The sequence below is a fragment of the Pseudomonas sp. Marseille-QA0892 genome (assembly GCF_054950135.1).
The window spans coordinates 135,219-160,180 of sequence record NZ_CM143104.1; the positions used below are offsets into that span (position 1 = coordinate 135,219).

Here is a 24,962-nt window from a genome sequence, read left to right on the forward strand (position 1 = left end):
CCATGCCCGTTTTCGATCACCTGCAAATTCTTCCCGACGACCCCATCCTGGGCCTCATGGCGGTTTACGCGAGCGATACGCGGCCGAGCAAGATGGATCTGGGCGTCGGGATCTACAAGGACGAGCATGGACAGACACCGGTGCTGGCTGCGGTCAAGGCGGCCGAAGCATGGTTGCTCGAAAACGAAACCAGCAAAGCCTACCTCAGTACCGCTGGCGTCCCTGGGTTCGAGCGCGAGATCGTTCCGCTTGCGATGGGAGATGCCGCAGCGGCACTGGTCGGCGACCACTATGCAGCCGTCCAGACGCCCGGCGGCACGGGTGCACTGCGCCTGATGGGTGAGTTCCTGACCCGCACCTCGGTGAAGACGGTTCTTATCGGGGTGCCGACCTGGCCGATCCACCAGCCGATCTTCGAACGCGCAGGGCTTTCGGTAAAAACGTGTGCTCACCTGACGCCCGAGGGCACCTTCAATCTCGACGCGCTGCTGGCGGGGATTGCTGAACTCAATACCGGCGACGCCGTGTTGCTCCATGGCTGCTGCCATAACCCAACCGGCATCGATCCGACGCAGGAGCAATGGCACGCGATCCTCGCGGCCGTGAAGGCGAAGGGCATCCTGCCGCTGTTCGACCTGGCTTACCAAGGCTTTGGTGCCGGGTTGGACGAGGATGCATGGTCACTTAGGCTCTTCTGCGATGCGTTGCCTGAGGTACTGGCCAGTGTGTCCTGCTCGAAGAACTTCGGTATCTACCGCGAGCGTACCGGCGCGCTGCTGGTGAGTGCCGACAGCGCTGCCAAAGTGGCTGCGGTGAAGTCTCAGATGATCGACAGTGCCCGTTGCCTGTGGTCCATGCCGCCTTCGCATGGCGCGCAGATTGTCACGCGCGTGCTTGGCGACGAAGCGCTACGCACGCAGTGGAAGGCAGAGCTTGCGCACATGTGCCAGCGGGTCAACGCCTTGCGCAGCGCGCTGTGCGACGCCCTCAAGGCTATCGATGCCTTCGAGCCGTTCGCGGCCGTCGCGCAGCAGAAGGGCATGTTCTCCAATCTGGGCATGACGCCTGACTACGTCCTGCGCGTGCGCGAGCAGTCCGGTGTATACCTGGTCGGCAGTGGCCGCGTGAACATCTCGGGGCTGGCGGCCAACCGCGTGGATGAGTTGGCCGCTGCGCTGAAGGCCGGCCTCGACGGATGAGCGAAGCATCATCGAGCCTGCGGGAGCGCCATACCCTCGTCGAGGATGTGCAGGCCATCCTCGTCGGAACGCTCATCATCGCGTTTGGCCTCAACCTGTATGCCCACGGTCAATTCCTGACCGGGGGCGCGGCAGGATTGGCGTTGCTGGGCCATTACCTGAGCGGTCTGTCCGTGGGGGCGTGCTTCTTTCTGATCAACCTGCCGTTCTACTACCTGGGCTACAAGCGGATGGGACTGGCCTTCATCCTGCGAACCTTCGCGGCGATCACGGCGCTGTCATTGTTCAGCGATCTTATCCCGCGTGTGGTCTCCCTCCAGCAGATCGATCCGCTGTTTGCGGCCATCTTTGGCGGTTGTCTGATCGGTGTCGGGTTCATTCTGGTATTCCGCCATGGCGCTAGCCTGGGCGGCGTCACGATCCTCGCGCTTTACTGGCAGGATCGCTACGGGATCAGTGCCGGCAAGGTGCAGATGGCCATCGACAGCCTCATTCTGCTCACTGCGTTCTTCGTGGTTTCCTGGGCGTCCGCGCTGTATTCGGTCATCGGCGCCGCCATCATCAACGCCATCATGATCCTGAACTTCAAGAAGGCCCGGTACAACGGGTTCAGCTGAGAAAGGGCGGCCTCTAGACGGGCGCCTTTCTTCTTCTCCTACACGGTTTGCTCCATTCGACGCGGGCACCCCGTCGCGTCAAAGGCTTGGCCCTGCCGCCGGCCTTTCACAAAAGCGTCATCGTTCCGCCATAGAGTGCTGGCCAGACATACAAAGGCCCAAGGTGCGGACATGAGCTTTCTCGTACTGCGAAATCTGGAAAAACGCTGGCGTGACACGCCTGTACTGCACGGCGTTTCGTTCGCAGTGGAGCAGGGCGAGTTCTGCACGTTGTTGGGTGCGTCGGGCTGTGGAAAGTCGACGACATTGCGCATCGTCGCCGGGCTCGAGCAGCCGGATAGCGGCGAGATCCTGTTGAAGGGGCAAGATGTGCTTGGCCGTTCGCCTGCCGAGCGCGAGCTGTCGATGGTGTTCCAGTCCTATGCCCTGTTCCCGCACATGAGCGTGCGGGAAAACCTGCTCTTTGGCCTGAAGGTGCGTCGCGAAGACAAGCAGGGTTTCGCCAAACGGCTTGATCGGGTCGTCGAACTGATTGGCCTGGAAGGCCTGCTCGATCGCCGCCCCAGCCAGCTTTCCGGTGGCCAGCAGCAGCGTGTGGCGCTCGGGCGTGCCGTAATCGCCGATCGCCCCTTGTGTCTGATGGACGAGCCCTTGAGCAACCTGGACGCCAAGCTGCGCCAGCGGATGCGCAGGGATATTCGGGCGCTTCAGCAAGCCCTCGGGATGACAGTCCTGTACGTGACCCACGACCAGACCGAAGCCATGAGCATGTCGGACAAGGTCGTGCTGCTCAATGGCGGGCGCGTCGAGCAATTCGCGACGCCGCAGACGCTCTACCAGGCGCCAGCCACGGTATTCGCCGCACGCTTCATCGGCGCGCCGCCGATGAATATCCTCGACCTGGCCCAGCAGGATGGCCGGCTATGCCTGATGGCGGGGGACAAGGCGCATCCCGTTGCACCGGCCATAGGCGGTTCGCAATGCCAGTTGGGGATACGCGCCGAAGACATTCGGCTGGTGGCTGCGTCATCCGGGCTGCCCGCGCACGTCGTATCGGTCGAGTACCTGGGCGCCGAAGCCTTGGTGCAATGCCGTCTGGGCAATGGCGATGTACTGGTGCGCACGGTACAGAACGAGCCGCTCTCGGTCGGCGATCGCGTCGGGCTGCAATGGCCCAGTGATCGCCAGCATTTCTTCGACGCGGCCTCGGGGCAGCGTCTGGATTCCGAAGCCTATCGACGCTTCGGACCATCACAAGGCTCGTGGATGCGATCCGTCGCGAGCTGATTCGTCACCAAGGAGCTCCAGTATGAAGACCCACGGGAAAGGGGGAGTCCTCGCCCTCGCCTTAGCGTTTTGCACCCTGAGTTTGCCCGCAACGTACGCCTCGGCGGCGACCGTCGAGCTGCAGATGTACTACCCGGTGGCCGTAGGTGGCGGGGTGTCGAAGATCGTGGATGGCATGGTCCAGCGCTTCGAGGCCCAGCATCCCGAGATCAAGATCAGCCCCGTCTATACAGGTGACTACGCCACGACCATCACCAAGGCGCTCACTGCGTACAAGGGCGGCACGCCGCCGCAAGTCGCCGTGATCGGCGACATCGAGGTGTATTCGCTGATCGATGCCGGTGCCATTCAGCCCGTCAGCGATCTGGTTCAGGGCGATGAGGGCAAGGCATGGCTGGACAGCTTCTACCCGGCCTTCATGCGCAACATCGACGGCAAGACCTGGGGCGTCCCGTTCCAGCGTTCGACCATCGTGATGTACTGGAACAAGGACGCGTTCCAGAAAGCCGGCCTGGACCCCGAACAGCCACCGCGGAATTGGGATGAAGTCGTCGAGTTCGGCAAAAAGCTGACCACCGAGCAAGGCCCGAACGGCCGTCAGTGGGGCATCGAGGTGCCGTCCAATGCACCGCTGGGCTACTGGCTCCTACAGGGGTTCTCCGCCACGAACGGTGGCCGCCTGGATAACGGCAAGGGCACGGCCGTGAACTATGCGCAGCCGGAGACGGTTGAAGCACTGACCTTCATGCGTGACCTGTCGGTGAAGGAAAAGGTATCGCCCACCGGCACCATTGCCTGGAGCACCACGCCGCAGGACTTCCTCGATAATCGCGCCGCGATGATCGTCACGACGACGGGCAACCTTGGCGCCATCCGCCAGGGTGCGAAATTCCCGTTCGGCATCGCCATGCTGCCGGAAAAGACCGGTCGCGGCAGCCCCACGGGCGGCGGCAATCTGTATGTCTTCTCGAAGATATCGCCGGAACAGCGTGACGCGGCGATGACCTTCGTCCGCTGGCTGACCGAGCCGGAGCAGGCTGCCGAATGGAGCATCGCGACTGGCTACGTGGCTACCAGCCCGGCCGCATGGGAAACGCCAGCGATGCAGGACTACGTGAAGCAGGTACCCCAATCGCTGGTTGCGCGTGAGCAGTTGCAGTACGCCCAGCCGGAGCTTGCGACCTACGAAAACTCCCGCGTACAGGATGCGCTGAACCAGGCGGTCGAGGCCGTGGTGACCGGCGCCAAGGAGCCCAAGGAAGCCCTGGAAGAAGCCCAGCGCCAGGCTGATCGTATCCTGCGCCGTTACCAGTAAGGAGACGCCCATGACCACGTCCGCCACGGTCGATACGCCGCGCCCGGCCGCTCGCCGGTGGGCGTGGTCGCGGCTGGAGCTCTACGGCCTGCTGTTGCTCCTGCCGTTCATGGGGCTGATGTTCACCTTCACGCATTACCCGATCCTTGCGTCCGTCTGGCAGAGCCTGCACGACGAGCCGCGAGGGGACCGGGCCGCCGAATTCGTTGGCCTGGAGAATTTCCTTTACCTGCTCGAAGACGATGTCTTCATCACCTCGCTCGGTAACAACCTGCTGTACGCGGCAATCACCGTCCCGGTGTCGATCGCATTGGCGGTACTCATGGCGTTATGGGTGGACCGTCGTCTGGCGGGGCGGGCCTGGGTGCGTATGGCGTTCTTCATGCCGGCAATCCTGCCGATGATTGCCATCGCGAACCTTTGGCTGTTCATCTACACGCCGCAACTGGGCGTGCTCAATCGGCTGCTCGACCTGTTCGGGGTTGCACCGGTGAACTGGCTCGGCGACCCGGGCACTGCGCTCTACGCGATGATGGCGGTGACGGTGTGGAAGGAAGCCGGCTTCTTCATGATCTTCTACCTTGCCGCCCTGCAGCAGATACCGCCGCCGCTGCGCGAAGCTGCTCGCCTCGAGGGTGCAAGTCGCGCGCAGTATTTCTGGCGGGTGCAGTGGCCATTGCTGATGCCGACCACGCTGTTCGTGGCGATCAATGCCCTGATGAACGCCTTCCGGGTGATCGATCAGGTCGTCGTGATGACCCATGGTGGGCCAAACAACGCGACGTCGCTACTGCTCTTCCACCTCTACCGCACGGCCTTCAGCTACTGGGACTTGGCAAGCGCGGCGACGATGACCGTGGTGCTGCTGCTCCTGCTTGCCGTGTTGGCGCTGATCAAGTTCGGGCTGCTCGAGCGGCGGATCCATTACCAATAAGGAGGCCGGGATGTCGGTATCGATGTCGGGAGCTGCACGGCTCCGCAAGGGTTTGGCGGATGGTCTGATCTGGCTGTTCGCGCTGGTGTGGCTGCTCCCTTTGCTGTTCGCCGTGTGGCTGGCGATTCACCCCTTGGAGTTCCAGACGCGTTTCGTCTGGGATGCGCCCGTCACGCTCGCCAACTTCGTCGAGGCCTGGCAGGCGGCGCCGTTCGCGCGTTACATGCTGAACACTGCACTACTGGTGCTGATGATCGCCGTGGTGCAGATGGTATTGGCGACCCTGGCGGCCTACGCCTTGGTGCGATGCCAGCTGAAACTGGCGGGCGTGTTGTTTGCGCTGATCCTACTGCAGCTGATGATCAGTCCCGACGTGCTCATCGTGCAGAACTACCGCACGATCGCGGGCTTCGGTCTGCGCGATACGCTGCTTGGCATTGCGCTGCCGTCATTTGCATCGGCGTTCGCGGTGTTCCTGCTGCGGCAGACCTTCAAGAGCATTCCATTGGCGTTGGAAGAGGCCGCGATCATCGAAGGCGCGAGCCGCTGGCAGATCCTCTGGCGGCTCTATGTACCGCTGGCGAAGCCCGTCTATGTTGCGTTCGCGCTGGTGTCGATCAGCAGCCACTGGAACGACTTTCTCTGGCCCCTCGTCGTGACCGACTCGGTGGAATCGCGCGTACTGACGGTAGGGTTGCAGACATTCTCCGCACCCGATCAGGGCGTGCAGTGGGCGCTGGTGGCAGCGGCGACCCTGATGACGTCCGCTCCGCTGCTCATCGCGTTCCTTATCTTCCAGCGGCAGTTCGTGCAATCGTTCATGCGCGCGGGGCTCAAGTAACGGGGAATGGCCGGCGTACCTAGCTGGCCACACCTCGCCGGCCGCACCTCGCCGGGGGCGCCTAGCCGGCCGCACCTCGCCGGCCGCACCTGCCCTTACCAGGTCAGGCGCACGGTCCACTGATCGCCGTTGATATTCGCCTGCTGATCCACGGCAAAGCCACGGCGCTCCATCTCCTCGATCGTCTGGCGCAGTTCTTCCTCGCTGACGTTTTCCTTGGCGAAGTTATGGGTTGAGGCCCGGCGGCCGGCCCTGGACAAGGTCTCGATCTCCCGGCTCATGGTAGCCAGTACCTGCTCGACGCCGCTCTGGGCGTGGTTGGCATACTCGCGCGCCTGGTCGGCGGTGATGATCATCGTCTGCATAAAAGCCTCCTGTCAGGTTCCTGCTTGCCGCCTCGTAGTGGCGAACGTCTCCTTGTCTGGACCATCAGGGCATCGGCAGGATTCCGAAAAAGGGCCGGCTGGCTCGCTAAGGCCGTGCTTAACGGCTCGGAAGCGGTTCGATGAGCAGCCGGGTATCGATGTCTTCCACCAGCTTGGAAAGCTCATCGAAGAAGTCCTGCATGTAGGGCTCGAGCAGGTGATCATCCAGCGCAGCGGCGTTGATCCATGTGTCATGGATCACCCAGCGGCGGTCGTCATCGGACTGCTGCATCACCTGGTAGGCAAGGCAACCGGGGGCGGCGAGGGATTGGTCCCGGATAAGTTCGAGGTGCGCGGCAAGGGCGCGCTCGCGTTCAGGCAGGGCGCGAAGCAGGGTCAGTGTGTGAACGTGGTCGGACATGGCGTGTTCCCGTTTTTCTGTCCGACCACGAATCGCGGTATTCGCTTCACGCCTGTATCAGATCTCGACCTGTGTACCGAGCTCAATGACACGGTTTACCGGCAGGTGGAAGAAGCTCAGGCTGCCGCTGGCGTTCTTGAGCAGCGTGGCGAACAGTCGCTCGCGCCAGAGCGCCATGCCGAGCCGCTTTGACGGGATGACCGTCTCTCGGCTGAGGAAGTAGGTCGTGGTCATTGGCTGGCATTCCAGACCGCGCCCCTTGAGCAGCGTCAACGCCTGCGGAATGTTGGGCTCGTCCTTGAAGCCGAAGTGCAAGGTCAGCCTGTGGAAGCCCTGGTCGAAGCCTTCCAGCTGAAAACGCTCATCGACCGGGACCCGCGGGCGATCCTCATACAGCACGGTCAGCAGGATCACCCGCTCATGCAGCACCTGGTTGTGCAACAGGTTGTGAAGCAGCGCGTGCGGGACGGTTTCCGGGCGGCTGGTGAGGAAGACAGCGGTGCCCGACACCCGACGTGGCGGCTGCAGCGCAATGCTCTCTATGAAGTGCACCAGGGGCAGGGCGTGGCTGTCCAGACGCTCCAGCACGAGTTCACGGCCGCGCTTCCAGGTGGTCATGAAGATGAACAGCACCGCACCGATGATGAGGGGCACAGCGCCGCCTGCGGCTATCTTCGGGACGTTCGAAGCGAAGAACAGCAGGTCGATCACCAGGAATACCGAGAGCATCGGCACGGCCAGGTACCACGGCCAGCGCCACAGCAGGAGCACTACCGAGGACACCAGCAGCGTTGTGATGAGCATGGTGCCCGTCACGGCTACACCGTAGGCCTCCGCCAATCCGCTGGAGGATTGAAAACCGACCACGAGCAGAACGACGCCGATCATGAGAAGCGTGTTCATGACCGGGATGTAGATCTGCCCCCGCTCGACATCCGAGGTGTGCAGTATCTGCATGCGCGGCACGTAGCCGAGCTGAATTGCCTGTTGCGTGATCGAGTACGCACCTGTGATCACGGCCTGGGAGGCAATGATCGTGGCAAGCGTGGCGAGGGCAATCAGCGGGATCAGCCCCCAGTCCGGCGCGAGCAGGTAGAAGGGGTTGCGCGCCGCGGTCGGGTCATCCAGCAGCAGTGCGCCCTGGCCGAAATAGTTGAGGATCAACCCGGGGAAGGCCAGGAACAGCCATGCATGGACGATTGGCTTGCGTCCAAAATGGCCCATGTCGGCATAGAGCGCCTCGGCGCCAGTGATCGTCAGCACCACCGCGCCCATGACAAGTACGCCGAGCAGCGGATGGTCGGCGAAGAACAGCACGCTCCAGTAAGGGTTCAGGGCCTTGAGCACCTCCGGTTGCGCCACGATGCCATGGACACCCAGCGCGCCGAGCGTGGTGAACCAGATCACCATGATAGGGCCGAAGAGATAGCCGATACGCGCCGTGCCGTGCCGTTGCAGGGCGAACAGAGCGACCAGCAGGATGAGCGCGGTCGGCACGACCCAATGCTCAATGGATGGAAACGCCAGTTCGATACCTTCCACGGCGGATACGACCGACACGGCGGGCGTCAACATGCTGTCCCCATAGAAAAGCGCGGCGCCGAAGAGGCCCAGTGCGATCAGTACGGCCTGCAGATGCTTGCGTCCGCGCGCGGCACGTTGTGCCAGCGCCGTGAGCGCCATGATTCCGCCTTCGCCCTGGTTGTCGGCACGGAGGATGAGCGAGACATATTTCACCGTCACCACGAGCGTGAGCGACCAGAAGATCAACGACAGGATGCCGAGCACGCTGTCGTGTGTGATCGACACGCCATAGTGCGGCGAAAAGATTTCCTTGAGGCTATAAAGGGGGCTGGTGCCGATGTCGCCGTAGACGACACCGGCGGCCGCGACAAGCATCGAGATGTGAGGGGCCTTTTTGGCCGGGGTGGATGCGCTCACCAGGCGTACTCCATGACGGTTCGCCGGAAGGGTCCCGGCGGGCATAGATATAGCGAACTTGCCGGGCCGAATGGTTTCAGGTGGCTGAACTTTTACGGCTTCTTTACGGCATAGACGCGAGCGCTTCGGCATCGTTGCAGGGTACAAATCGGGCGTCGCGAGGAGTGAAGGTGTCCAGGGCAGATGACAGCCACACGCCGCTGGCAGAGCGGCTCTACCGGATCGATGCCAAGCCGTCGACGCCGGTGCGTGACTACGCCGAAGCGGTACTCGCCGCCGCGGTTGCCTCTCTCGTGGCGCTGGCGGTTTCAAGACTCATGGACCTGCCGAACATCTCGCTGGTCTTTCTGGTCGCCGTGCTCGTGGTCGCCATCCGCAGCAGCAAGGGACCGGCACTGACGTGCGCCGCGCTGTCATTCATCGCCTACGGCTACGCCTTCCTGCCCCCGAACTGGTCGGTGATCATCCATCGCGAACAGGACCTGCTGACCCTGTTTTTCTTCCTCGTCGTCGCCGTGGCGACCGGCGACCTGGCCGCTCGCTATAAGCGCCAGTTCCGGGCACTGCAGGCATCCCAGCGCGATACCCGGGCGCTGCTGGCTTTTGCCGAGAGGCTCACCCAGGCGCCGGACGCGGAAGGTCTTCTAACCGCGCTGCGCCAGCATCTGCAGGACAAGGATCTTGAACTGAGCCTTGTGACAGTAGAGGGCGAACAGGTGCATCGACTGGCTGGAGGCACGCTGGGGTTGAGCGAGCTGGAGCGCATCACGGCCTGCTGGAGCTGGGAGCACGGTGCAACCGGTGGCTACGACAGCCATAACCTGGAGCGCCCGCACTGGTGGTGGTGGCCCTTGTCGTCGAGCCCAGGCGTTGAGCGCTCTTCACCTATCGCCTTGTTAGGGGCGCGTGCCGTTGCGCCTGCGGTACTCGATGAGCCGAGACGAACCGCCATTGAGGCGTTGCTGGATACGTTCTCGTTGGCCATGGCGCGGACGCACCTGTCCGAAGCGCTGGCGACGGCCCGCGTAAAAAGCGAAGCCGAACAGTTGCGCAGCGCACTGCTTGCATCGGTGTCCCATGACCTTCGTACACCGTTGACGGTCATGCGTGGATCGGTCGAAACGCTGGCGATGCTCGACGATGCACTTGCCCCGGCCCAGCGGCGTGAACTGCTCAGCGACACCCGTTCGGAGATGGAGCGCCTGGATCGCTATATCCAGAACCTGCTTGACATGACGCGGCTCGGCCACGGGCAGCTCGCCCTGGATCGCGACTGGGTGACGCCCAGTGATCTGGTTGCGTCGGCGCTTCAGCGGTTGCAACCGCTGCTCGAGAAGCTGGTGGTTCGCCGGGAGATTGCGCCTGATCTGCCGCTGGTCCATGTGCAGGCCGCATTGATCGAGCAGGCGCTCGTAAATGTGCTCGAAAACGCCATCCGATTTTCGCCCGAAGGCGGCAGGCTTACGGTCCGCGTGCAGGCCGCTGACATGCTGGCACTTTCGGTGATCGACGAGGGGCCAGGCGTACCCGCCGCGGATCAGGAGCGGATCTTTGACATGTTCTACACCGCTGCCCGTGGCGATCGGGGCGGGCAGGGCACCGGCCTCGGCCTGGCCATCTGCAAGGGAATGGTGGTCGCCCATGGCGGGCATGTCAGCGTATCCAGCGGTGCTGAGGGCGGTACCTGCATCACGCTCCATTTGCCAATCGAGGAGCAACCGTCAAGCGACGTCGATGACTACGATGGTGAGAGCAACACACCATGAGCGATCGCATTCGCATTGTCGTCATAGACGATGAACCGGCCATTCGTAAATTCCTGCGTATCAGCCTCACCTCGCAAGGTTATGCGGTTATCGAGGCGGACTGTGGCGAGCAGGGGTTGGCGCAGGCGGCGTTGAACGAGCCGGACCTGGTGATTCTGGATCTGGGCCTTCCCGACCTTGACGGGCATGCCGTGCTGGCGCAGCTGCGTGAATGGTCCTCGGTTCCGGTACTGGTGCTATCGGTACGCGCCGGTGAGCAGGAAAAGGTGGCCGCGTTGGATGCTGGCGCCAATGACTATGTGACGAAGCCATTTGGTGTACAGGAGCTGCTGGCACGTGTCCGGGCGCTACTGCGTATCTCTCCCACGCCGACCGCGCCAGTGGCGGCTGTCGAGGTCGGCCCCCTGCGCGTCGACCTGGCGTTTCGGCAGGTTACGCTCGACGGTGTGACGATAGCCCTGACGCGAAAGGAATACGCTGTGCTGGCACTGCTTGCCCAACATGCAGGGCGCATCGTGACGCAGCAGCAATTGCTCAAGGAGGTGTGGGGCCCGACCCACGTCGAGCACACGCACTACCTGCGTATCGTCGTTGGGCGGCTGCGGCAGAAGCTGAACGATGACCCCAGCGCGCCCGAACTCATCCTGACCGAAGCGGGGGTGGGGTACAGGCTGATAGCGGCTGGCTGACTTGAGGTGGGTTCGATCGACAGTTTTTCGGGTAAACGAAAAAACGGCCCCGAAGGGCCGTTTTGATTCACGCCGGCTTACTTGAGCCATTCCTCGACGCGGTCCGGATGCTTGGCAATCCAGTCCTTGGCGGCTTTCTCGGGCTGGGCGCCTTCGGTGATGGCGAGCATGACGGAACCGACTTCTTCCGCGCTCCAGTTGAAGTTCTTTAGGAACGCGGCCACTTCAGGCGCCTTCTTGCTCAAGCCAGGGTTGGCGACGCTCTGGACACGCTCGGCGTCGCCGAAGACATTCTTGGGATCTTCCAGGAAGCGCAGTTTCCACTTGGCGAACATCCAGTGTGGGATCCAGCTGGTGACGACGATGGGCTTGTTCGCAGCGATCGCGCGGGTCAGGGCGACCGTCATGGCCGGGCCTGAGCTCGGCATCAGGCGCAGGTCGAGCTTGTACTCCTTGATGGCTTCTTCGGCGCGGCGCATGACACCGGCACCCGCATCGATACCGGTGATCTTGCCATCCAGTTGTGATTTGTACTTGTTGAGGTCTTCGATGCTTTTGGCCTCGAAAGACTCGGGAACGACGAGGCCGATCTTCGCGCCGTCGTAGTTGGTGCCCAGGACCTCGACCTTGTCCTTGAGCTTTTCGTAGTACTCGCCGTGGGTGGCCGGAAGCCAGGCGGAAAGGGTGGCGTCAAGGTCGCCGCGGGAGACGCCCTGCCACATGATGGCCGCTTCGACGGGTTGCAGTTTGACGGGATAGCCGAGCTTTTCCTGGATGATCTGAGCAGCAACGTTGGTGGTGGCGACGCTATCGTCCCAGCCGTTGACGAAGCCGAGCTTCAGCTCCGGTTTATCTGCGGCGGTAGCGGCGGACATGCCCAGCGCGAGGGTCGCGGCGCCGAGGCATTGAACTACATGCTTGAACATGCTCATGCGTATCACTCCATGTTGGTATATTTTTTGGCAGCAAAAAGGGCTCCTGACCCGTCTCGAAGCGGGCCTGGGATTGTCTGCGTTGCATTCTCCTGGAGGATGCCGGAGCATCAGGCGCTCCGGCAGGTACGGGAGTCATCGCTGACTCCCTCTGGCTCAAAGGCCGAGGTAGGTGCGAACTGCTGCCGCACCGTCCTTGCCATCGAACGTGCTAACGCCGGCGAGCCACTGTTCAAGCACTGCCGGGTTCTCTTTGAGGTACGCCTTGGCGACGGTCTCCGGATCCTGCTTGTCCAGGACCTTCTCCATCAGCTGGCTTTCCATCTCGACGTTGAACTGGAGCTGGTTGAGCAGCTTGCCAACGTTCGGGCAGCGTGATTCGTAGTCCTTGTTGATCACGGTGTAGACCTTCGCCGCGCCATAATCAGGGCCGAACACGTCGTCGCCGCCGGAGAGGTAGGTCATGTCGAACTGAGTGTTCATGGGGTGCGGGGCCCAGCCCAGGAAGACGATCGGCTCCTTGCGCTTCACCGCGCGGGACACCTGGACCAGCATGCCGGCTTCACTGGACTCGACCATCTTGAAATCGCCCAGGCCGAAGGTGTTGTCCTTGATCATGCCGTCGATCAGGAGGTTGCCATCGTTGCCCGGCTCGATCGCGTAGATCTTGCCGCCGAGCTTATCCTTGAACTTGGCGATGTCTTCGAAGCTCTTCAGGCCCTGCTCCGCTGCGTAGGTCGGCACGGCCAGCGTGTACTTGGCGCCTTCCAGGTTCGGCTTCTCGAGGACCTTGACGCTGCCGTCCTTGGTGAACGGCTCGATGACCGTATCCATCGATGGCGACCAGTAGCCCAGAAAGACATCGACCTGCTTGTTCTTCACGCCCGTGAAGGCGATGGGCACCGACACCATCCGCTTGGTCGGCTTGTAACCCAGGCCCTCTGCCAGCGTCATGGCAACGCCGGTCGTGGCAGAAATGTCCGCCCAGCCAATCTCGGCGAAGCTGACCTTCTGGCAGGCCGCGGGCTCCGCTGCCCAGGCACTGCTCATCAGTGCGGAGCAGACGAGGCCTGTGGCGGCGATTCGTTTCAGTTGCTTCATCAAAACCACTCCTTGTAGAACGTCTGAATCACTGCGCTGGCGGGGTGGTAGGCGGTGTGGGCACGGTCCGTTGCTCACGCTTGTTGCCGATGAAGGCGAACATGCGAGAGAAGCGAGACGTCTGCCGCGGCGTGCCGAAGCTCTCGGTGATGCGGTCTAGAATGATCGCCAGCAACACCACGGCCATGCCGCTTTCGAAACCGAGGCCGATATCCAGACGCTGGATACTGGCCAGTACGTCGTTGCCGAGGCCACCTGCACCTACCATCGAGGCGATGATCACCATCGACAGCGCCATCATGATGGTTTGGTTCACGCCTGCCATGATCGACGGCATGGCGTTCGGCAACTGTACCTTGAAGAGCAACTGGCGGCTGTTACAACCGAAGGATTCGCCGGCTTCGACGATTTCCCTGTTCACCTGGCGGATACCCAGTGTCGTCAGACGCACCGCGGGCGGCATGGCGAAGATGACGGTCGCGAAGATGCCCGGCACGCGCCCAAGGCCGAACAGCATCGCGGCAGGGATCAGGTAGACGAAGGCGGGCATCGTCTGCATGAAGTCCAGAACCGGGCGGATGACGTATGAAACCTTGTCGCTGCGTGCGCCCCAGATCCCCAGCGGGATGCCGAGCGCCAAGCTGATAAGGGTTGCTGAGAAGGTCAGGCCCAGTGTTACGACAGTCTGTTCCCAGAAGCCGCTCAGGACGATCAGCGTAAAGGCAACCGCCGTGAAGATCGCGAACCGAATGCCCAGGCGCCAGAGGCCGAGCCCCACGAAGATAGCGATCAGCAACCATGCCGGGGGCCACATGAGCAGCGATTCGACAGCCTGGGAAAGGTAATCAACCCCGTTTCCGATGCTCTCGAATACACCACTGTAGTTATCCAGCAGGTAGTTGACGGCGTCATTGACCCAGCTGCCCAGGTCGATCTTTTTCTCATTCATGGGCTTCACCCTGCAGTCGGCTCAACAGGCGTCCCTTGCTGATAGCGCCAGCGTATTGCCCTCTATCGTCGATGACGGGTATGGGGCCCTCGTTGTCTACCAGGCGATTGATGACCTGCTCGAGAGGAAGGCTCTCGGGTACCGGGTCAATCTGCTTGAGAGTCTGGGGCGTCAGCTCGCAGGTCTGGCCGCCTTCGACGAGCAGAGCGATCTTCTCGAGGCTGATGGAGCCCTGGAAGCGATTGTCTTCATCGACGACGAAGGCGTAGTGCTTGTCCTGCTCCTGTAATTCCTTACAGACGGTTTGGGCATCTGGCGCCTTGCCGTTGTGAACGTACAGTGGAACGCTGTCGGTCTTGAGCTGGCCAGCGGTCAGGTAGCGGCTGGTATCGACGGTATCGAAGAAGTTGCGGACGTAGTCGTTGGCCGGATTCTCGACCAGCTCCTGCGGCGTGCCGACCTGGATCAGCTTGCCGCCTTCCATGATGCCGATACGGGTGCCGATTCGCATGGCTTCTTCGATGTCGTGGGAAACGAAGATGATGGTGCGGCGGGACTTTTGCTGCAGTTCGAGGAGGACGTCTTGCATCTCGCGACGCTTGAGCGGATCGAGTGCCGAAAAGGCCTCGTCCATGATGATCATGGAGGGGTCGACAGCCAGGGCGCGAGCCAGCCCGACGCGCTGCTGCATGCCTCCGGAGAGTTCACGCGGGTACTTGCTGGCGAACGTATCGAGGCCGACCTGCTTGAGCACCTCCATCGCGCGGGCCTCGCGTTCCTTGCGACCCTTGCCGGCAACTTCGAGGCCGAACGCTGCGTTTTCCAGCACCGTTCGCGATGGCATCAGGGCGAAGGACTGGAACACCATGCTCATATCGCGGCGGCGCAGATCGATGAGTTGATCCTTGGGCAGCTTGGCGACGTTCTGTCCGTCGATGAAGACGTCGCCGGCGGTAGGTTCTACCAGGCGATTGATGAGGCGGATGAGGGTGGACTTGCCTGAGCCGGAAAGCCCCATGAGGACGAATATCTCGCCCTCCTGAACGCTGAAGGACACATCGCTCACACCGACGATTGCGCCTTTTTCTGCAAGGACTTCTTCCTTGCTCTTGCCTTGCTTGACCAGTTCTAGCGCTTGCTCCGGGTGCTCTCCGAAAACCTTGTACAGGTTCTGCACCACTATTTTTCCAGACTGCATGGGACGGTTCCCCTTCAGTAGACGTCAGCTCGTTCACACGGATGCGCACTGCGCCCTTCGGGCAGTTGCTCGTATTTGACGAGTGTTATTGCCTTATGGATTGTCATGCCCGAGGCCTGCAGACCGGTTCGTCAGGAGGGGGGAAAACCTGCAACGTCGCCGTTTGGGCGAAGTCGAGTCTCCTGCCGGCCACGGCCGACATGCACGCATGGCGTTCTGTATCTCTTGCAAACCGCTGTCAAAATCCTCTGGCAGTGCTAAGAGCCCATACTGCTGGAGCCGTCATGCCCCAGGAGGGAAGCATGCATGCGTCCGAATCTTGTTCTTATGGGTAGCTCTCCACCCAGGGGAGCTACCACTTTTAATTCTTCATCGGCACGGAGCGGAGTACTCCGGCGTCGGTCTCGAACGACCGACAGCGACGAATCGGCTGTCTCAACGATATAGGCTTGATGGCCCGGCAATTGTCGGTTAACGACCCTGACGTGTTGGGCGACGACATCTTGCCGAACGGTACGCGTTCGTCTCATTTCCCCCGATGATGGGCACCTCGGAAGTCCCTTTGTGACCATGCAAACCGGTGGTTGACTCAACGAAAGCGTTAAAAACCCTACCAGAAAAAAAGGCAACTTGGACCTTGACGCCGCCTGCTGCGCCGGAATCGCGGCGCCCGGGATCGGCCTCAGGCTACAAGTGACGGGCGATTGCGAGGAATGAAAAAAATTGATTTTTTTTCTGCAATTTCCAATTTTTTCGGATGAAAGAATCGCTTTTTCGTAGCGCGCTCCTGAAGAATTTGCGCCGCGTTTGTAAGTAGTGCTGGTTGTTTTCTGATCAACAGTGCGTGCCGCGCAGGCGCACCTGGATCGGGCGCGAAGCATGCACGTCCAGCTGCAAAAAAGCGACGTGTCTGGCCGCGTTTGTGAAGGTTTTTTTCGATGCAGTCGCCTGGAAATCAATCAGGCGATTCGTGGGGTGTCCGGCCTGGCATTTCTCAGCGCAGGGAATGGCCCTTATGCCTCAGGACGGTGCGCACCGATTCGCATGATGCCCCTTTTATTACCGGCGTGTTACTGCAGGAAATAGCGCTGATACCGTACACCTCAGAGCCACTCTTCGCTGGCTGTAACGCCCATCGCCCGTAGCCGCCAATGCACCGTTGCAGAGCGGTTGGATTTTTTATTGAACGACCATTCAATAGAGGCATGAGCCTTGCTTTGTTTCACGCATGAGGAAGCCAAAGACTTCCACCGATACCGTAGGCCTCGACCGTGTGGCCCTGTGTGTGAGGAGAGAGCGATGCCCGACGTGAACCCTGGTCAATCCAAAGGTGCAGCAATCAAATCCATTGGATTACTACTGCTCGATAATTTCACACTCATGTCGCTTGCTTCGGCAGTCGAACCGCTTCGCATGGCCAACCAGCTGTCCGGCAAGGAGCTGTTTCGCTGGTTCACCTTGACATCCGACGGTGCTCCCGCTCGGGCGAGTGACGGTCTTCAAATCACACCGGACATGGGCTTTGCGCAGGCTCCGGCCCTCGACGTGATCCTGGTCTGTGGCGGCGTGGGCATCCAGCATTCCGTCAAGCGCGAGCACATCGCCTGGCTCCAGGCTCAGGCGCGTCATGGGCGCTGTATCGGCGGGGTTTGTACGGGCAGCTGGGCGCTGGCAAAGTCAGGATTGCTCGATGGCTACGACTGCAGCGTGCACTGGGAATGTCTGGCGGCGATGCAGGAGGCATTTCCACGGGTAGCAATGACCACACGCCTATTCTCCATTGACCGCAATCGCTACACCTCTTCGGGCGGCACCGCGCCGATGGACATGATGTTGCACCTCATTGCCCGCGACCACGGGCGGGAACTGGCAGCTGCGATCTCTGAAATGTTCATCTACGAGCGCATGCGTAACGAGCAGGATCATCAGCGCGTTCCGCTCAAACATATGCTCGGTACCAACCAGCCGAAACTGCAGGAAATCGTGGCCTTGATGGAGGCAAACCTGGAGGAGCCCATCGATCTTGACGAGCTGGCGACCTATGTGGACGTTTCGCGCCGTCAGCTTGAACGCCTGTTCCAGAAATACCTGCATTGCTCGCCTTCACGCTACTACCTCAAGCTGCGTCTGATCCGGGCGCGGCAGTTGCTCAAGCAGACCTCCATGTCCATCATCGAAGTAGCGTCCGTATGCGGCTTCGTATCGACGCCCCACTTCTCGAAGTGCTACCGCGAATTCTTCGGCATTCCTCCGCGTGACGAGCGAGCCGGGCAGACATCGAGCAACGTCGTTGCCTTCATTCCGGTGCCCGAAGACGTCGCGCGTAACTCCGCGGCGCTCCTTGCATTGAGCAGCGCGCAGGGCGAGTCCACGTTTGCAAGCGTTCGTTTGTAAGTTCTCGCCGGAGCGGCGCGTAACACGGATTGATACGGTCGAGGTGGAGATGCCGAAAGGTCTCCACCTTGCGCCTCGTGCCGAGGTGCTCCGATCCCTCTATTACCCCAGCTATAAAATCTGCAAAAGAACAGGGTGGCGATGAAGGCTGCAAGCGGCGTGCTGCTTTTCGCTTGAGTCCCGTTACGGAAAATTGGGACCGCCGCCACTAGCGCACGTTACGGTCTGGCTATCGCTCCTGTACCGGACCCCGCGCTGGCTATTGCAGGCAGCGTGCGGGCCCGTGACCTAGCGAGCGGCTAGCAGCGCTGGTAGCAGATGCCGATTGATGGCTTCACGAACGGCAGGGAGGAGAGTCGCAGAGCCTCCAAGCAGATCCTCGACCAGCCGGCGAAGCTGGCGGGCCCGATCTGCGCACAGCCCGGTTGCCACACGCTGGCACGCGGCCTCCGCGGATATCCCCGGCGGCAATTCGAAACCCAGGCTGACAAGTCGGTCACGGAAGTCGTCCTGGTCGATCAGTTCAGCCATCATCATGGGGGCAATCCTCCCGAAAAAGCTTGAGTTCACAGTCAGCGAAGCACGCCTTCTTCCAGTAGCACCTTGAATATAGCGTCTGCACCGGCTTCCGGCGTTACCCCGGTCAGGACCTGGCCTCCGCCACCGGATGCCTTGGCGGTCGCCGCCTTCATGCGCTCGGCGCCTGTTTTCGCCTTGATGACCTTTAGGCGCTTCGGTCGGGGGCGAGCAGGTTGCCACTGGCCCTGTACGAAAAGCGGGTCTTCGACATGCGAGTGAGATTCTGTCGTCAACTCGCCCCGTCGCGCAGGGCCAAAAGCGCTCTGGCGCGGTGCCGGCGCGGCTGCGTCGACACTGGCGACGAAGGGCAGACGAACGCTCAGTCGGCGCCGCTGGCCGCGCGGAAGCGCTTGAAGGATGGAGGCGGTATTGCCATCGACGTGTTCGATCTCGGCCAGGCCGACGACCAGCGGCCAACCCAGTTTCTCCGCGAGCAGGTACGGCAGCAGACCCGACCCTTCGCCGGTCTCGGCCTGGCTACCGGTCAGGACCACATTGGCGCCTTGACCACGTATGTGTTCGACAAGACCAGGAAGGGCGTCGGTGTGAGCGGGCTGCTCTATGACCGTCAAAGAGGGCAGCCCCATGCCCAAATAGCTGCGCAGGATTTCCGTAGCCGGATCACCTGCATGGACCACGTCCAACTGCTCTCCGACAAGCCCCAGCCCAAGCTCGACGGCGCGTGCATCCTGCTCGGCGCGCCGGGGCCGACCGGAGGCCGGATGTGCGCCGATCGAGACGAGTGTGCATATCTTCAAGTCGCTCATGACTCAGCCTCCAGGCGTACAGCAGGGGTCGATACGGCGTAATCAGGCAGCATCACGTTCACCTTGCTGACGATGCGCCTGGACCTTCTGAACCAGTGCCTGCAGGATCGCCGCGGCATCGCCGATAACGGCGAGGTCCGCACGCTTCACCATGTCGCATTTCGGGTCCATGTTTACCGCGATGACCTTCTCACAGGCGCCGATGCCTTGCAGGTGCTGGACCGCCCCCGAGATGCCGATGGCCAGGTACACGCGTGCGGTGACCCAGGTGCCCGTGGCGCCCACCTGCCGAGCACGCGGCATATGCCCGTCGTCGACCGCAACACGCGAAGCGCCCTCGGTCGCGCCCAGCGTCTCCGCGGCGTGGTGAAACAGGTCCCAATCCTTCACGCCATTGCCGCCTGACAGGATGAACTCGGCTTCGGCCATGGGAATGCGAGCCGGATCGACCGCGACGGGCCCTCTGTCCTCGATCCGCGCCAGGTGATGTGGAAGCGAGCCGCTGAGCTCGACGGTGCGTGCTTCATGGCGGCTTTCGCTGATGGGTTCAGCGCACTCCGGCAGTGCCAGGACAATACGCGGCAGTGCCTGGGTGACATCTTCCAGACCCGCGCCAGCGCGACGGACACATTGCTCGTCCTTCACTTGCCAGACACGGGTCGCTGGTCGCTCGCCAAGCGCAGCCGCGAGGCGCCTGCCGAGCTCGCCGCCGCCATTTCGGCTGTCGGGCAGGAGCCAGTAGCTTGGATCGAACTGTCGCTCAACCGCCTGGAGCGCAATCACACGCTGCTCGGGCGCATAGCCTTCGTAGGCTGCGCTGTCGAGACGGAGCAGGCGGTCGACACCCGCCGTATCGAATGCGGTTTCCTTGGCCTCGCCGAAGACAATCGCCAGCACTGCACCGTGTGCGCCCGCCAATTGGCGGGCCAGTCCGAGCAGGTCCTTGTCATGTGCCGACAGGCGCCCGCCGACCATGTCGGGCACCACGGCGACGTAATGCTGGGGCGTTTCGACCAAATGAAGTGGCAATACGACTTCAGCCGGGGCGGCAGCACCACGGCGTAGCGATCCACCCTGCTGTGCACCCGAGCGGTCGAGCCGCTTGATGCCATTGGGGCCGATGAAGCCCGCAGCGATTGCGTGGGGATTCTTGCGCATGATGCCGTTGGGGCCGACCCAGCGCGTCTTCGCATCCTGAAGGGTCGCGTGCAGTGGATGGAGCCGGTTACGGGCAATCCATTCGGCACGCGGATCGCGTCTGATGAGATCACTCATGGTGGCTGCTCTCGCGGTGAATACGGGGCGTGCCCGAGCAGGGGGTTCCCTGACGCGGGATAAGGAAAGCACGGCCTGGCCTTGCGCGCTTCAAGTGGTGCAGGGTGCTCATAGCGCGGGCTCCGTAACTTTCTTCCGACTCGGCGTGGCAGCCTTCGGCGCATCGGGGGTTTCGACCAGGGCTTCTGCGACCAGCTCGGCGATGTCCTTCACCTGCGGCCTGGGTTCGACCACGCCCTCGAGCATCAGCGTGCACTGCGGGCAGCCAACGGCAACCAGCTCCGCTTCGGTTTCCCGGATGTCAGCCATGCGCATGTCCGGGATACGTTGCTGGCCGGGGATGTCCGTAATCGGCGCGCCGCCGCCGCCGCCACAGCAGCGCGAGCGGTAGCCGGAGCGGGTCATCTCGACCACGTCGATGCCAATGGCTGAAAGGACTTCCCGCGGTGCCTCATACTCGCCGTTATAGCGGCCGAGATAACAGGGATCGTGATAGGTCACGCGGCCGCCATGCTCGCCTGCGAGCGGATGGATACCGAGGGTGAGGCGGTGCGCGTTGATGAGTGTCTCGATGTAGGTACTGTGGTGATACACGGTGTACCGGCCACCCAGCTCGCCGTACTCGTTTTTCAGCACGTGGAAACTGTGCGGGTCACAGGTCACTATCGTGTCGAAACGGTACCTGGACAGCGTATCGATGTTGCGACGGGCCAGGGTCTGGAATGTCGCTTCATCACCCAGGCGCCGTGCGACATCGCCACTGTCGCGCTCTTCCAGACCCAGCACGGCGAAGTCGATCTTCGCGGCGCGCAGAATCTTCACGAACGCACGCAGCGTGCGCTGGTTGCGCATATCGAAGGCGCCGTCGCCGACCCAGAACAGGACATCCGCGCCGCCTTTCTCGCTCATGAGTGGCAGGCTGAGGTCGGCTGCCCAGTTCATCCGGCCGCCTGGCGCGAAGCCGCCCGGATTGTCGGTCGCGATGAGGTTGTCCAGCACTTCGGCGCCTTTGTTGGGCGTCGCGCCCTTCTCCAGCGTGAGATGACGGCGCATGTCGACGATCGCGTCGACGTGCTCGATCATCATCGGGCATTCCTCGACGCAGGCACGGCAGGTCGTGCAGGACCAAAGGGTCTCCGCATCGACGAGCGCCTTGCCTTCCAGAGAAACGATAGGCTGATGCGGGCCACCCTGATGCTCACCGATGGGCTTGCCAGGGTAGGGCGAACCGGCAAAGCGCGCATCGCTGCCGCCTGCGAGGCCTATCACCATGTCCTGGATGAGCTTCTTCGGATTGAGCGGCTGACCGGCCGCGAATGCCGGGCACATGGCTTCGCAGCGCCCGCACTGGACGCAGGAATCGAAGCCGAGTAACTGGTTCCAGGTAAAATCCACGGGTTTGCCGACGCCCAGTGGCGCGCTCTGGTCATCGAGGTTTAGCGCCTTGAGCCCACTGGAGCGGGCGGCACTGGCGTTATAGGGCGTGGAGAAACGCTCTGCACGGCGGTGCCAGGCGAGGTGAAGCGCCCCGGCGAAGGCGTGCTTCATCGGGCCGCCCCAGGTCATGCCGAAAAACATCTCCGAAACACCCCAGGCAATGCCCAGCGCGAGAACACCCGCGAGCAGCCAGCCGCCGAAGTTTTCCGGCAGAACGCCCGCCACCGGCAGGGTTGCGATGAAAAAGCTCACCGAGAACATGAGCAGGCTCTTGGGCAGGCGCATCCAGGGGCCCTTGGATAGCCGAGCCGGTGGATTGCGACGACGCCTGGCAACGAAGAGGGCACCTGTGAACATGCAAAGGGTCGCGGCCATCAACGCCCAGGCCAACACCTGGTGCTGCAAGCCGAAGCCATGAACGGCGATGGCCAGTGCAGCGGCCAGTACGAATCCACCGGCTGTCGCAACGTGCGTCCGGGACATGTACTTGTCGCGCTCGACCACGTGGTGCAGGTCGACAAGATAACGCCGTGGCATCTTCAAGAGGCCACCAATCCAGCTGACCTTCGAGGGACGTCCGCGGCGCCACATCATGAATCGCTTCAAAGCGCCAAGCACGGCAAGCGCCAGGGCGGTGAAGAGCAGAATGGGGAGTATGGTTTGCAGCATTTGCTTACCCTCACAGGGTTGATCGTTCCCACGCTCTGCGTGGTAACGCATCGCTGGACGCTCTGCGTCCAGCGCTTGTGACGCCGAGCGTCACGGCGCCAGGTCTCCCGCGCAGAGCGTGGGAGCCGTCATCCAATCCGGATCAGAAGTCCTTGCAGAGTCGCAGTGCGTCGTAGATGGCCGCGTGAGTATTGCGCTGCGCGACGCAATCGCCGATACGGAACAGCAGATAGCCATCACCGCTTTCTGCCAGGCACGGCTGGGGCTGGATTGCGTACTGCGCTTCGATATCCATCTGGCCCTTGTTGCGCGAGCCTTCCTTGAGCGCGTAGTAGAGCGTCTCGTCGGGACGGACACCGTTCTCGATGACGATCTGGTCGACGACCCGTTCCTCCTTCGCCCCGGTGTACTCGTTCTCCAGAACGGCCACTTTCTTGTCCCCTTCGGCGTAGACCTTCTCCAGCATCAGGTCGCCGGTCATGATCACTTCCTTGGGGTACAGGCTGCGGTAATAAGTGGGGAAGGTGGTGCCGCCGATGGCCACGCCCGGCTTGATGTCGTCGGTGACGATCTCGACTTGCGCGCCTTTGTCGGCAAGGTAGTCGGCCGCCGACATGCCGCTGAATTCACAGATCGTGTCGTACACCAGAACGTTCTGACCCGGCTCGACGCGTCCGGAAAGAATGTCCCAGCTGCTGACCACGAGGCCTTCAGCCGCGCCCCAATGCTCCACCTGTTCCAGGAATGGATGGCCGCCATTGGCAAGCACGACGATGTCCGGGCGAAGATCGAGGACCGTATCGGCATCGGCGGCAGTTCCCAGCCTTACGTCCACGCCCAGGCGGGTCAGTTCGAGCTGATACCAGCGGGTGATACCGGCAATCTGGTCACGCTGCGGCGCGCGGGACGCCAGGGTGATCTGGCCACCGAGCGCCTCCTGCTTTTCGAACAACGTAACGTCGTGACCACGCTCGGCCGATACGCGTGCGGCTTCCATCCCGGCGGGGCCACCGCCAACGATAACCACCTTGCGCTTGGGCCCCGTGGATTTTTCGATGATGTGCGGGACACCCATGTATTCGCGGCTGGTCGCAGCGTTCTGGATACACAGCACGTCCAGGCCCTGGTACTGCCTGTCGATGCAATAGTTGGCGCCGACGCACTGCTTGATCTGGTCGACCTGGCCCATGCGGATCTTGGCGATCAGGTGTGGGTCTGCCATGTGCGCGCGGGTCATGCCGACCATGTCGACGTAGCCCCCTTCGAGGATACGCGTGGCCTGGTTCGGATCCTTGATGTTCTGCGCGTGCAGGACCGGGACGTTGACCACTTCCTTGATGCCGGCCGCCAGGTGCAGGAACGGCTCGGGCGGGTAGGTCATGTTAGGAATGACGTTGGCCAGCGTGTTGTGCGTATCGCAGCCTGAGCCGACCACGCCGATGAAGTCCAGCATGCCGGTATCGCTGTAGTACTTGGCGATCTGCTTCATGTCATCGTGGGACAGGCCGTCCGGGTGGAACTCGTCACCCGTGATGCGCATGCCGACGCAGAAATCATCGCCCACTTCGGCGCGTACGGCCTTGAGCACTTCGAGGCCGAAGCGCATACGGTTCTCGAAGCTGCCGCCCCATTCGTCAGTACGCTTGTTCACACGCGGTGACCAGAACTGGTCGATCATATGCTGGTGCACGGCGGACAGCTCGACCCCGTCCAGGCCGCCGGCCTTGGCGCGGCGTGCGGCCTGGGCGAAGTTACCGATGACGCGCCAGATCTCCTCGGGCTCGATCGTCTTGCAGGTCGCCCGGTGGACGGGTTCGCGTATGCCGGACGGCGACATCAGTGTGGGCCAGTGCCCGCCATCCCAGCGCGAGCGGCGGCCCATGTGGGTAATCTGAATCATGATCTTGGCGCCATGCTTGTGCATGGCATCGGCCAGATTCTGAAAGTGGGGGATGATGCGGTCCGTGGCGAGGTTGACCGAGCTCCACCAATGCTGAGGGCTGTCGATGGCCACCACCGAAGAGCCGCCGCAGATCGCAAGGCCGATACCGCCCTTGGCCTTCTCCTCGTAATACTTCACGTAGCGATCGGTGGTCATCCCGCCATCCGTGGCGTAGACCTCAGCATGCGCGGTCGACAACACACGGTTGCGGATGGTGAGTTTGCCGATCTGGATCGGTTCGAACATTGCTTCGAAGGCCATAACGTTTCCCTCAACTCGGCTACGGCGCGCACGGTGCGCTACGTGACATCGATTTTTGCGATGAGGTGATGCCCCATCCCTTC

21 protein-coding genes are annotated in these 24,962 nt (G+C 62.1%); 9 read left to right on the top strand and 12 right to left on the bottom strand.

Translation table 11 applies throughout. The features are described from left to right. Nucleotides 1-2: 2 nt before the first annotated feature. The 6 genes from ACY8D3_RS00650 to ACY8D3_RS00675 all read left to right on the top strand — a co-directional run bounded on the left by ACY8D3_RS00650 (nt 3) and on the right by ACY8D3_RS00675 (nt 6,193). Complete coding sequence (locus ACY8D3_RS00650) at nt 3-1,199, top strand: amino acid aminotransferase (protein WP_462381032.1); 1,197 nt, start codon at nt 3-5, stop codon at nt 1,197-1,199. Beyond that, nucleotides 1,196-1,816, top strand: coding sequence for a YitT family protein (locus ACY8D3_RS00655; protein WP_462381034.1), 621 nt, complete (start codon nt 1,196-1,198; stop codon nt 1,814-1,816). The genes ACY8D3_RS00650 and ACY8D3_RS00655 overlap by 4 nt, the downstream gene beginning before the upstream one ends. A 171-nt stretch (nt 1,817-1,987) precedes the next feature. Next, on the top strand, nt 1,988-3,103 hold the full coding sequence (locus ACY8D3_RS00660) for an ABC transporter ATP-binding protein (RefSeq protein ID WP_462381036.1): 1,116 nt from the start codon (nt 1,988-1,990) through the stop codon (nt 3,101-3,103). A gap of 22 nt (nt 3,104-3,125) precedes the next feature. After that, nucleotides 3,126-4,418, top strand: coding sequence for an ABC transporter substrate-binding protein (locus ACY8D3_RS00665; RefSeq protein ID WP_462381038.1), 1,293 nt, complete (start codon nt 3,126-3,128; stop codon nt 4,416-4,418). Between the two features lie 10 nt (nt 4,419-4,428). Next, nucleotides 4,429-5,352 (top strand): carbohydrate ABC transporter permease, encoded by a 924-nt coding sequence (locus ACY8D3_RS00670; RefSeq protein WP_462381040.1) that lies wholly within the window; start codon nt 4,429-4,431, stop codon nt 5,350-5,352. Between the two features lie 10 nt (nt 5,353-5,362). After that, a complete protein-coding gene (locus ACY8D3_RS00675; RefSeq protein ID WP_462381042.1) occupies nt 5,363-6,193 on the top strand; it encodes a carbohydrate ABC transporter permease in 831 nt (276 codons plus the stop codon). A gap of 95 nt (nt 6,194-6,288) precedes the next feature. On the opposite strand, the gene ACY8D3_RS00680 is transcribed toward ACY8D3_RS00675, so the two are convergent. The 3 genes from ACY8D3_RS00680 to ACY8D3_RS00690 form a co-directional block, all read right to left on the bottom strand. After that, nucleotides 6,289-6,558 carry a hypothetical protein gene (locus ACY8D3_RS00680; RefSeq protein ID WP_462381044.1) on the bottom strand — a complete coding sequence of 90 codons (270 nt, stop codon included), beginning with the start codon at nt 6,556-6,558 and terminating at the stop codon, nt 6,289-6,291. 118 nt (nt 6,559-6,676) lie between these two features. Then, the gene (locus tag ACY8D3_RS00685; RefSeq protein WP_462381046.1) at nt 6,677-6,979 is read right to left on the bottom strand and encodes a putative quinol monooxygenase; all 303 of its coding nucleotides are present in this window, start codon (nt 6,977-6,979) and stop codon (nt 6,677-6,679) included. Between the two features lie 57 nt (nt 6,980-7,036). After that, nucleotides 7,037-8,878, bottom strand: coding sequence for a potassium transporter Kup (locus ACY8D3_RS00690; protein WP_462384499.1), 1,842 nt, complete (start codon nt 8,876-8,878; stop codon nt 7,037-7,039). Between the two features lie 212 nt (nt 8,879-9,090). Between ACY8D3_RS00690 and ACY8D3_RS00695 the strand changes: the two genes are divergently transcribed. Both ACY8D3_RS00695 and ACY8D3_RS00700 read left to right on the top strand, forming a co-directional pair. Continuing rightward, a complete protein-coding gene (locus ACY8D3_RS00695) occupies nt 9,091-10,686 on the top strand; it encodes a sensor histidine kinase (protein WP_462381048.1) in 1,596 nt (531 codons plus the stop codon). Further along, nucleotides 10,683-11,375, top strand: coding sequence for a response regulator (locus ACY8D3_RS00700; protein ID WP_462381050.1), 693 nt, complete (start codon nt 10,683-10,685; stop codon nt 11,373-11,375). Before ACY8D3_RS00695 ends, ACY8D3_RS00700 begins: the two co-directional genes overlap by 4 nt. Nucleotides 11,376-11,452: 77 nt before the next feature. Here the strand turns inward: ACY8D3_RS00700 and ACY8D3_RS00705 are convergent, their stop codons facing one another. From ACY8D3_RS00705 to ACY8D3_RS00720, 4 genes are all read right to left on the bottom strand, one after another. Then, nucleotides 11,453-12,307, bottom strand: a complete 855-nt coding sequence (locus ACY8D3_RS00705; protein WP_462381052.1) for a glycine betaine ABC transporter substrate-binding protein — start codon at nt 12,305-12,307, stop codon at nt 11,453-11,455. Nucleotides 12,308-12,463: 156 nt separating this feature from the next. After that, the gene (locus ACY8D3_RS00710; RefSeq protein ID WP_462381054.1) at nt 12,464-13,408 is read right to left on the bottom strand and encodes a choline ABC transporter substrate-binding protein; all 945 of its coding nucleotides are present in this window, start codon (nt 13,406-13,408) and stop codon (nt 12,464-12,466) included. 28 nt (nt 13,409-13,436) lie between these two features. Continuing rightward, nucleotides 13,437-14,357, bottom strand: a complete 921-nt coding sequence (locus ACY8D3_RS00715) for an ABC transporter permease (protein WP_462381056.1) — start codon at nt 14,355-14,357, stop codon at nt 13,437-13,439. Next, entirely contained in the window at nt 14,350-15,555 is a 1,206-nt protein-coding gene (locus ACY8D3_RS00720) for a quaternary amine ABC transporter ATP-binding protein (RefSeq protein ID WP_462381058.1), read from the bottom strand. Before ACY8D3_RS00720 ends, ACY8D3_RS00715 begins: the two co-directional genes overlap by 8 nt. A gap of 1,299 nt (nt 15,556-16,854) precedes the next feature. Between ACY8D3_RS00720 and gbdR the strand changes: the two genes are divergently transcribed. Continuing rightward, on the top strand, nt 16,855-17,949 hold the full coding sequence (gene gbdR, locus ACY8D3_RS00725) for a choline metabolism transcriptional regulator GbdR (protein ID WP_462381060.1): 1,095 nt from the start codon (nt 16,855-16,857) through the stop codon (nt 17,947-17,949). 288 nt (nt 17,950-18,237) lie between these two features. Here the strand turns inward: gbdR and ACY8D3_RS00730 are convergent, their stop codons facing one another. The 5 genes from ACY8D3_RS00730 to dgcA all read right to left on the bottom strand — a co-directional run bounded on the left by ACY8D3_RS00730 (nt 18,238) and on the right by dgcA (nt 24,879). Further along, entirely contained in the window at nt 18,238-18,486 is a 249-nt protein-coding gene (locus ACY8D3_RS00730; protein ID WP_462381062.1) for a hypothetical protein, read from the bottom strand. A gap of 35 nt (nt 18,487-18,521) precedes the next feature. Further along, nucleotides 18,522-19,295: an electron transfer flavoprotein subunit beta gene (gene etfB / locus ACY8D3_RS00735; protein WP_462381064.1), complete on the bottom strand. Its 774-nt coding sequence runs from the start codon at nt 19,293-19,295 to the stop codon at nt 18,522-18,524. Nucleotides 19,296-19,337: 42 nt separating this feature from the next. Next, a complete protein-coding gene (etfA, locus tag ACY8D3_RS00740) occupies nt 19,338-20,570 on the bottom strand; it encodes an electron transfer flavoprotein subunit alpha (RefSeq protein WP_462381066.1) in 1,233 nt (410 codons plus the stop codon). A 108-nt stretch (nt 20,571-20,678) separates the two neighbouring features. Beyond that, a complete protein-coding gene (gene dgcB / locus ACY8D3_RS00745) occupies nt 20,679-22,676 on the bottom strand; it encodes a dimethylglycine demethylation protein DgcB (RefSeq protein WP_462381068.1) in 1,998 nt (665 codons plus the stop codon). 142 nt (nt 22,677-22,818) lie between these two features. Continuing rightward, nucleotides 22,819-24,879, bottom strand: coding sequence for a dimethylglycine demethylation protein DgcA (gene dgcA / locus ACY8D3_RS00750; RefSeq protein WP_462381069.1), 2,061 nt, complete (start codon nt 24,877-24,879; stop codon nt 22,819-22,821). Nucleotides 24,880-24,962 lie beyond the last annotated feature (83 nt).